The sequence below is a fragment of the Streptomyces sp. NPDC055254 genome, from assembly GCF_053606025.1.
In genome coordinates, this window is sequence record NZ_JBSGQV010000048.1 from 40,587 (window position 1) to 49,035 (window position 8,449).

Here is an 8,449-nt window from a genome sequence, read left to right on the forward strand (position 1 = left end):
GGCCGTGCGTAAGCGTCCCGGTGGCCGCGGGCTCAGGCTGGTGCATGGTGGTCGTTCCTCGCGTGGTGGTGCGGCTGGGCGCCGCGGTGTCGTACGTACGGCAGTGCGGCGGCGACCTGGGCGGCGTACGTGTCGAGGCCCTCGGCACCGCTGCCCGGCAGGCCGGTCAGACCGGGCAGCAGGTCGCCGAAGGCGTTGACCTCCGCGACGGCGAACCGCCGCCACCCGACGGCGGGCAGCAGGTCCACGCCGACGCACAGGGTGCCGGGGAAGCAGGCCGCGGCCCGCTCGCAGATGTCCAGGGCGTCCGCCCAGCGGGGGCCCGCGGCCTCGACCACGGCGGACAGGTCGCCGCGGCTCCCGCCGAGGTGCAGGTTGGTCATGGGGGAGCGGCTGGTGCGGACCACGACGTGGGTGGCCCGGCCGGCCACGACGACGACGCGCAGGTCGGCCGCGCGGCCCGCCAGGGAGGCCTTGGGCCACCATCGTTCGACGTGCAGGCCGTCCGGGGCGAGCGCGTCGACCAGCGCGGCTATCTCCCGCTCGTCGGTCAGCCGGCGCACGCGCAGGGAGTTGTGCAGCCGTCCGTCCTCGGCCGTCTCGACCGAGGTGGTGGCCCGGACGCGGCCCCCGCCGGCCGTCTCGACGGCGACGACCCCGGACGCGGAGGAGCCGTGGGCGAGCTTCACGAACACGCGCGGCATGCCGTGCAGGTCCATGAGGGCGCGGACGTCTTCCCAGCCGCCCACCGGCGGGCCGCCCCCGGAGGTCGGGGACCGGGGCACGGGCACCCCGGCGGCCTCCAGCGTCCGGTGGCACCGCCGCTTGTCGAAGAGGACGGCCAGCTCGTCGGGGTCGTCGAGCCGTACGCCGCCGGTGAGGCTCCGTACGGCCGCGGTGAATCGCGCGTACCAGCGGGCTCCGCCCTCCACCCGGGTGGAGTCCTCCAGACCGCGCAGAGCCCGGTCCACCTCGATGTTCTCCCCGGGCGAGTCGAGTCGTACGAGCTCGTCGGGGCCGAAGCGGGCGCCGCCCTCGCGCAGGACGGAGGTCCAGGGCACGACGCGGGGCGCGGGCAGCCCGGCGTCGCGGACGGCCCGGACGAAGAGGTCGACGCGGCGGTTCTCCCGGTTGCCGACGACCGCCCAACGCGGGGACGCGTGTTCCGTCATGGCCGCCGCGCTACTCGCCGACGGCGACGAAACGCCAGACGCGGCCGTCCCACTCGTCCTCGTCCGCGTGGTCCCGGTCGAGGAACAGCCGTACGCCGGCGCCCTCCAGGGTGTCCCGGAAGCGCTGCCTCAGCGGTTCGCTGAGGTAGTTGTGGTGGAGGTCGAGGGCGGTCAGGTGGGTGAGGGGCTGGCCGCCGAGCAGCGCGGCGCCGCCCTCGTCGGTGAGGACGCCCATGGACAGGTCGAGGACCTCCAGGCGGGCGACGACGGGCGCGGAGGCCACGGCGGCGGCGATCTCGTCCTGGATGTCGCTGTTGCGCAGGCCGAGGTGGCGCAGGCTGGGCAGGCGGTCGCCGCCCAGGATCGGCTCCACATCGGCCGTTGTGCAGTCGCCGCCGTAGTTCGCCGTGCCGAGCCAGAGGTCGAGGGTGTGGAGGGCGGGCAGGTCGCTGGCGGCGATGTTGCGGACGGCCCGGGCGGGCATGCCGCCGGTCTGGACGGTCAGGGAGCGCAGCCGCCGGTGGGTGAAGGGGGGGACGACCAGGCCGCTGCCACCGCGGACGCCGAACTCCTCCAGGTCGGGGAAGCCGTCGAGGAGCGGACCGACATCACCCTGGTTGATCCAGGAGATCTCGCATTCCTCGGACTCCATGTCGCCGAGGAACAGGGCCCGCAGGGCGGGCAGTCCGGGGCGGGCGGCGAGGAGCGCGGCGATGATCTCCTCCGGGCCGCTGTCGTACGCCTCCTCCCACGCGCCGACCACGATCGCCCGGACGCGGGTGGTGTCGACGGCCGCGGTGAACCGGGCGAACGCCTGGGGCCAGCTCTCCTGGGCGTCGTAGGGGTCGGAGGAGATCCGCCACGCGACGGCATCCGCCTCGGGCAGGAGGTCCATGTCTTTCTCGTCGTCGGACTTCGGGAAATCGAAGACGGGCAGTCCGTACGACTCCCGCAGATGGCTCGCAAAACTCATGGTCCCCGCCGTTCCTCGCCTGTCTCGTCCGGTGCTGTGCCCGGTCGCCGCGTCCGGTGCGCCTGCAAGTTGTAGCAAGCGGCACTGACAACGGCCGAGGCAGGGCGGCCGCCGGGCCGTTGTCAGAGCCGCGCCCTAACGTCGAAACCGACGCGGCGCACCGGGCGGCGCGTGGGAAGGGGACCCGTATGTACCGGCAAGGGGACGTACTCGTCGTGCCGTTGGAGCAGTCGCAGGTGCCGGCGTACGCCGCGGAGGCGCCTTCGGAGCCGCGGGACGGGCTCGGGCGGCTCGTACTGGCGCTGGGCGAGGTGACCGGGCACGCGCACGCCGTGCTGGGGCCGGGCCGGCTGGTGCGGGAGCAGGGGCCGTTGGCGCCCTCGTTGCTGCATCTGCCCGACGGGGGGCGGGTGGTGCACGAGGAGCACGCCGCGATACCGCTGCCGAAAGGCTGGTACCGGGTGGTGCGGCAGCGGGAGTACGTGCCGGGATCGGTGCGGATCGTGGCGGACTGAGGGCGGGACCGAGTGCGGGACCGAGTGCGGGACCGGGTGAAGGACCGAGGGCTGGACCGAGTGAAGGACGCGGACGTGGTGAGCACGACGGAGGGGGCCCCGGTGGAGGGGACGGACACGGCGCACGACGGGGTCGGCGGATGGCGGGCGGTCGCGGCGGCGACCGGGCCCGCGGACCGCGCCGGGGCGGAGGCGGGCGTACGCCTCGCCTACCGCGCGGCGGGCCTGCCCGAACCGGATCGGATCGTCTGGGCGGACTCCCCGCGGGCCGCAGTGGCCCTCCTGGGAGATCCGGACGGCCCGTGGGGGACGGAGGTCCGGGGGCGGAGCGTGCGGGAGGCGGTCCGCAGCGCGCCGTGGGCGGCCGAACGCGCCCGTGCGCACGAGCGGTCGGGCGGCCGGGGCTGGGGCCGGACATGGGCCCTGACGGGCGCCCGGTTGTGGGAGAACACGGAGCGCCTGGCCGGACGCATCCGCACCGGGCTCGTCGAGGAACTCGCCGAGGACACCGCGCGGGAGGCGCAGGTCCGGCTGCTGCTCCTGGACGCCGTGCTGGGACAGCACGACGCCGCCTGGCTGTGCGCGTTCGACACGGGTCGGGGCGCACCACTGGAGGGGCTCGCCGCGGTGGCCCGCGCGGCGGGCTGGTGGTGGCCGTACGAGCGGCTGGCCGTGGTCTGCGAGCGCCCGGTGGAGCTGCACCGGGACGAGGCGGGCCGCCTGGACCGCGGTGACGGGCCCGCCCTCGCGTTCCCGGACGGCTTCGCCCTGCACGCCTGGCGCGGGATGCCCGTGCCCGCGGACTTCCTGGCCGGCCTGGACGCGTTGACGCCCGAGCGCATCCGGGACGAGGAGAACGCGGAGCTGCGCCGGGTGATGCTGGAGTACTACGGCTACGAGCGCTACCTCGACGCATCCGGCGCCGAACCGGTGCACCGGGACGGGACGGGCGTCCTGTGGCGGATGCCGCTGCCGGGCGACGAGGACGTCGTGATGGTGGAGGTGGTCAACTCTACGCCTGAGCCCGACGGTACGAGCCGCACGTACTGGCTGCGGGTGCCGCCGGACACGCGGACCGCGCGGCAGGGGGTGGCCTGGACCTTCGGCCTCGACGCGGAGGCCTACGCGCCGGTACGGGAGACCTGACGCCGAGTGGCGGCCGTCCGCACGGGAGGGGCAGGCTGGACTCATGAGAGCCCCCGGGCGCTCGCCCCCGGGACCGGGAGCGGGCGGCCACCACAAGGTCCTTTTCACCCTCGCCGAGTGCTTGCCCTTCGCGCTCGCCCTGCTGGTGCTCCTCATCGAGCTCACGCCCGCCCACTTCCTGTACACCGGCCCCCTGCTGGTCGCCACACCCGCCCTGGCCGCGGTGTCGATGGGCCCCAGGGGCACCCTCGCCGCGGCGGGCATGGCCTTCGGGGTCAGCGCGATCACCGCCACCCACAACCAGGCCTGGGGCGGTCAGCAGGTCTACACGAACCTGTTCGCGCTGGCCCTGGTGTCGGTGGCGAGCTTCCTGTTGAGCCGCGCGGTCCGCACGCGCCGGGAGAACGAGCTCAACCAGGTACGCCGGATCGCCGTGGCCGCCCAGGAGGTCCTGCTGCGGCCCGTGCCGGACCGGCTGGGCTCCGTACGGGCGGCCAGCATGTACCTGGCGGCCGAGGCGGGGGCGCAGATCGGAGGCGACCTGTACGACGCGGTCCAGACCCGCTACGGGGTCCGGATGATCGTCGGGGACGTCCGGGGCAAGGGGCTGCCCGCCGTACGCGCCGCCGCTGTCGTGCTCGGCGCGTTCCGGGAAGCCGTGCACTACGAGGACGACCTGGTCGAGGTCATCAACCACTGCGGAGCGGCCCTGCGCCGGGACGCCGCCATCGTGGGCGCGGGCGGCGAGGACCGCGACGACGCCCTCCTGGAGGGGTTCGTCACCGCGGTCGTGGCGCAGGTCACGGACGGCCCCGGTATCGAGATGATCAACCGGGGCCACCCGCCACCCCTGCTGCTGCGCGACGGCACGGTCCGGCACCTGAAACCCACGGCGCCGCTGCCGCCGCTCGGGCTGGAGGAGTTCATCAGCGGACCGGCCGGGTGGACGGACACCTATCCGTTCGAGCCGGGGGACCGGCTGCTGCTGCACACCGACGGCGTCATCGAGGCCCGCGACGACGCCGGCACCTTCTTCGACCTGCCCGCGGCCATGGCGGCGATGCGGGACCACTCCCGGCCCGGGTTCCTGGAGGGTCTGCGCAAGGCGTTGATCGGCCACACCCAGGGAGCCCTGGCGGACGACGTGGCGGTCATCCTGGTCGACCGGCTCACACCGGACCGACGGGACCGCGCCGGCCCGGGAGGGAGACGCGCGACATGACAGAAGGCCCCGGATCCTGATCAGGATCCGGGGCCTTCCACGTGGTAGCGGGGACAGGATTTGAACCTGCGACCTCTGGATTATGAGCCCAGCGAGCTACCGAACTGCTCCACCCCGCGTCGTTGAACCCCACTGTACGCCACTCCGGGCCCTGCCTGCACCCGTCTTTCCTGCTCAGGCCCGCACCACTCGTGACCGGGTGGGCGGTTTCCTCGTCCGGCGGGCCGTCAAGCGGGCGCTCGACCGTCGGCTCCACGGCCCCGGACCCCGAGGCGGGCAGGGACGGCTCCTTCCGGTACGGCGGGCCTCGGACCGCCGTGTTCCGGTCAAGCTGCATGGCCGTTCGATGAATCGCGCACGGCGCGCGGAGCTCGGGGTGCAGGTCGGAGGCCGCCCCGCCCCGGGCCCGCCCCGGCGGCGGGGGCGAGCGCACCGCCCGTGAGCTGCCCGAACGACCATTCGGTAGCCGCTATGTGAACGCTCTGTCCGTAAATCGGTCATCAACATGCAACTCTCCTTCGCATCGGACAGGCTGAGGCATGTCAGGTCGCGATATCGCAAGAAGGTATCGCGCTCAACCTTAGAATCGAAAGTGAGTTCGCTGTGCGTCGCTTCACCACGGTCTCCGCCGCTGCCCTTCTGTGCCTGGCCGGTGCCACCGGCATCGCGGAGGCCGAGCCCGCAAGCCTGTACGCCCCGTCCGCCATGGTCTTCACCGTCGCCCAGGGCGACGACGAGGGCGCGGGCACCGTCGTACGGGCGTCCACCCTCAGCTGTGCCCCGACCGCCCGGGGAACGCACCCCGACCCCGAAGCCGCCTGCGGGGCCCTGAACGCCACCGACGGCGCGTTCGACCGACTGCTGGCCGCGCCGAACCCGGACCGGGCGTGTCCGATGCACTACGACCCCGTCACCGTCACGGCGGACGGTGTGTGGCAGGGCGGCCGGGTCGCCTGGAAGCACACCTTCTCCAACTCCTGCGCCATGTCCGCGACGCTGAACGGGAACGCGGTCTTCGCGTTCTGACCCCGGTACGGCACGCGAGGCCGGGTCCGGCTGCGGGCGAGGGGGCCGCAGCCGACGGGGGACCCGGCCGCGGGCCGGACGGGCGGTACCGCGATGGTCCCGTCGGGGCGGGTGATCGACCGGGCCGCGGTGCGCGAGCCCTTCATCGGGAGAACCACGCCGCCCGGCAGCAGCGGGACGCCGCCGCCCGGCCCGGTCCCGCCGGCTCGGCGCCCACTGACGGCCCCGTCGCAGGCGTGTCACCCGGACCGGGTGACACGACTGGTGATCATCACGGATCGCGGTTTGAGTGGGGGTGCGGCCTGGTCGCAGTCCGCACCGCACCCCGCAGACCCCGGTGGCCGCATGCAGAAGCAACCCATGAGGACCGCGCGGGCCCCACGGACCCTACGGACCCCGGGGCTCGACGTACCCGGCACCCCCGAAGCGCCCGGCACACCCGAAGCGCCCGGCGGTCCGCCGTCCGGGCGCCCGGCGCCGTCCGGGGACCCCATGCTCACGGCCAGATTCGCCGTGCCGGCCGTTCCGAAGCTCCTCGTGCACCGGCCGGACCTGCTGGAGCGCCTGACGAGCGGGGCACGGGGGCCCCTCACCCTGGTGAACGGGCCGGCCGGCTCGGGCAAGACGGTGCTCGCCGCCCAGTGGATCGCCCGGGGGCTCGCACCGCGTTCGGCCGTATGGCTGACCGTCGAGCCCGACGATGCTCCCGGCGCCTTCTGGGCGTACCTCCTGGAGGGCCTCCACCGGGTCGGGGTGGTGCTGCCGGCCGACGTGGGCCGGCCCACCCGCGCGGAAGGAGTGAGTCAGTCCCTCCTCGTGCGGCTGGCGGAGGGGCTGGCCGGGACCGCGCGGCCGACGGTCCTCGTGCTCGACCAGTTCGACATGGCCCGGGCGCCCGCGATCACGGAGGGACTGGACTTCGTGCTCCGGCACGCCGGCGAGGGCCTGCGCACGGTGCTCACCAGCCGAACGGACTCGCTCCTGCCGCTGCACCGCTACCGCGCGGCCGGCGAGATCACCGAGATCCGCCACGCCGACCTCAGGTTCACCGGCGAGCAGGCCGAGGCGCTGCTGGGCGAGCACCGGATCGCACTCTCGGCGGAGGGGGTCCGGCTGCTGGTGGAACGGACCGAGGGCTGGGCGGCAGGGGTGCGGCTGTGCGCGCTGGCGATGCAGCGCAGCGCCGATCCCGAGGCGTTCGTCCGGCAGTTCGCCGCGGACCGCACGACGATCGCCGACTACCTGCTCAAAGAGGTGCTCGACGCGCAGCCGCCCCTCACCCAGGACCTGCTGCTGCGGACCTCGGTCACCGACCGCGTCCACCCGGACCTCGCGGACGCCCTGACCGGCCGGGGCGACGGCGCGGCGACCCTGGCCGGGCTCGCCCGCGACAACGCCTTCGTCGAGGAGATCGACGCGTCCGCCTGGTACCGGGTGCACCCCCTGTTCGCCGAGGTCCTGCGCGCGCACCTGCGCGGGCGCCGCCCCGGCCTGGAGCCCCGGTTGCGCGCGCGGGCGGCACGCTGGCTGGCCCGGACCGGGCGGCTCACCGAGGCCGTGACGCAGGCGGCCGCCGCCGGCGACTGGCCGTTCGCGGCGTCGCTGCTGGTCGAGCAATTGGCGATCGGGCGGCTCTTCACCGGCATCGAGGCGGACCGGCTGGGCCGGGCGTTCGCCGACATGCCGGCTGCGACGCCCGGAGCGGCCGCGGCCCTGGTCGGCGCGGCCTGCCGGCTGGCCGACCGGGACCTCGCCGGGTACGAGGCCGAGCTGCGCCGGGCCGCCCGGGGTCCGACCGCCGCCCCGGATCCGGCGGCGAAGCTCACCCGTGCCTTCCTCGACGTCCTCGCGGGGCGCCTGGCCGGCGACCCGCAGGCCACCGAACGCGCGGCGGCCGAGACCGACCGGCTGCTCCGCGGGACGCCCCCGTCGCTGCTCGCCGCCCGCCCCGAGCTCAGGGCCCTGGTCCTGGCCGCTCTGGGCGCGGCAGAGCTCGGGGCCGGGCGGCTCGTCCGCGCCGGGACCGTCCTCACGGCCGCCGTCGACGCGTGCGGGGCACCGGGGACGGAGTACCCCCACTGCGACGCGCTCGGTTCGCTCGCCCTCGCGGACCTGCTGCGCGGCCGGTTGAGCAGGGCGGCCGGGCACGCCCGGGAAGCGCGCGCCGCCGCCGAGGGGGCGGCGCTCCCGCCGCAGCACCGGACCGGTGTCGACCACTTGGTCCTCGCGGGTGTCGAGGTGGAGCGCGACGACCTCGCCGCCGCCCGCCGCCACCTCGACCTGGCCGCCGCCGCGGCGGGGCCCCGCCCCGAGCCGGTGGTCGCGGTCGTGGCCGCCGTCCTCGGCGCACGGCTCGCGGTGGCCGAAGGGGACGCCCCGGCCGGGCTCGCGGCCC

General features: G+C 75.1%; 7 protein-coding genes and 1 tRNA gene. 5 read left to right on the top strand and 3 right to left on the bottom strand.

The window, feature by feature from the left end; genetic code table 11:
- Window positions 1-32: 32 nt before the first annotated feature.
- Window positions 33-1,172 (bottom strand): STM4014 family protein, encoded by a 1,140-nt coding sequence (locus ACWFQ8_RS30270; protein WP_453789483.1) that lies wholly within the window; start codon window positions 1,170-1,172, stop codon window positions 33-35.
- A 10-nt stretch (window positions 1,173-1,182) separates the two neighbouring features.
- Window positions 1,183-2,145, bottom strand: coding sequence for an STM4015 family protein (locus tag ACWFQ8_RS30275; RefSeq protein WP_453789484.1), 963 nt, complete (start codon window positions 2,143-2,145; stop codon window positions 1,183-1,185).
- Between the two features lie 188 nt (window positions 2,146-2,333).
- Here ACWFQ8_RS30275 and ACWFQ8_RS30280 point away from each other — a divergent pair, with 188 nt between their 5' ends.
- From ACWFQ8_RS30280 to ACWFQ8_RS30290, 3 genes are all read left to right on the top strand, one after another.
- Window positions 2,334-2,660 carry a hypothetical protein gene (locus ACWFQ8_RS30280; protein ID WP_453789485.1) on the top strand — a complete coding sequence of 109 codons (327 nt, stop codon included), beginning with the start codon at window positions 2,334-2,336 and terminating at the stop codon, window positions 2,658-2,660.
- A gap of 102 nt (window positions 2,661-2,762) precedes the next feature.
- Window positions 2,763-3,806, top strand: coding sequence for a DUF6745 domain-containing protein (locus tag ACWFQ8_RS30285; protein WP_453789490.1), 1,044 nt, complete (start codon window positions 2,763-2,765; stop codon window positions 3,804-3,806).
- 43 nt (window positions 3,807-3,849) lie between these two features.
- On the top strand, window positions 3,850-5,028 hold the full coding sequence (locus ACWFQ8_RS30290) for a PP2C family protein-serine/threonine phosphatase (RefSeq protein WP_453789486.1): 1,179 nt from the start codon (window positions 3,850-3,852) through the stop codon (window positions 5,026-5,028).
- A gap of 42 nt (window positions 5,029-5,070) precedes the next feature.
- On the opposite strand, the gene ACWFQ8_RS30295 is transcribed toward ACWFQ8_RS30290, so the two are convergent.
- Window positions 5,071-5,147, bottom strand: a tRNA-Met gene (locus ACWFQ8_RS30295).
- 484 nt (window positions 5,148-5,631) lie between these two features.
- Between ACWFQ8_RS30295 and ACWFQ8_RS30300 the strand changes: the two genes are divergently transcribed.
- A complete protein-coding gene (locus ACWFQ8_RS30300; RefSeq protein ID WP_453789487.1) occupies window positions 5,632-6,054 on the top strand; it encodes a subtilase-type protease inhibitor in 423 nt (140 codons plus the stop codon).
- A 492-nt stretch (window positions 6,055-6,546) separates the two neighbouring features.
- Window positions 6,547-8,449: helix-turn-helix transcriptional regulator (locus ACWFQ8_RS30305; protein ID WP_453789488.1), on the top strand; the 1,903-nt coding region annotated here is incomplete at its 3' end.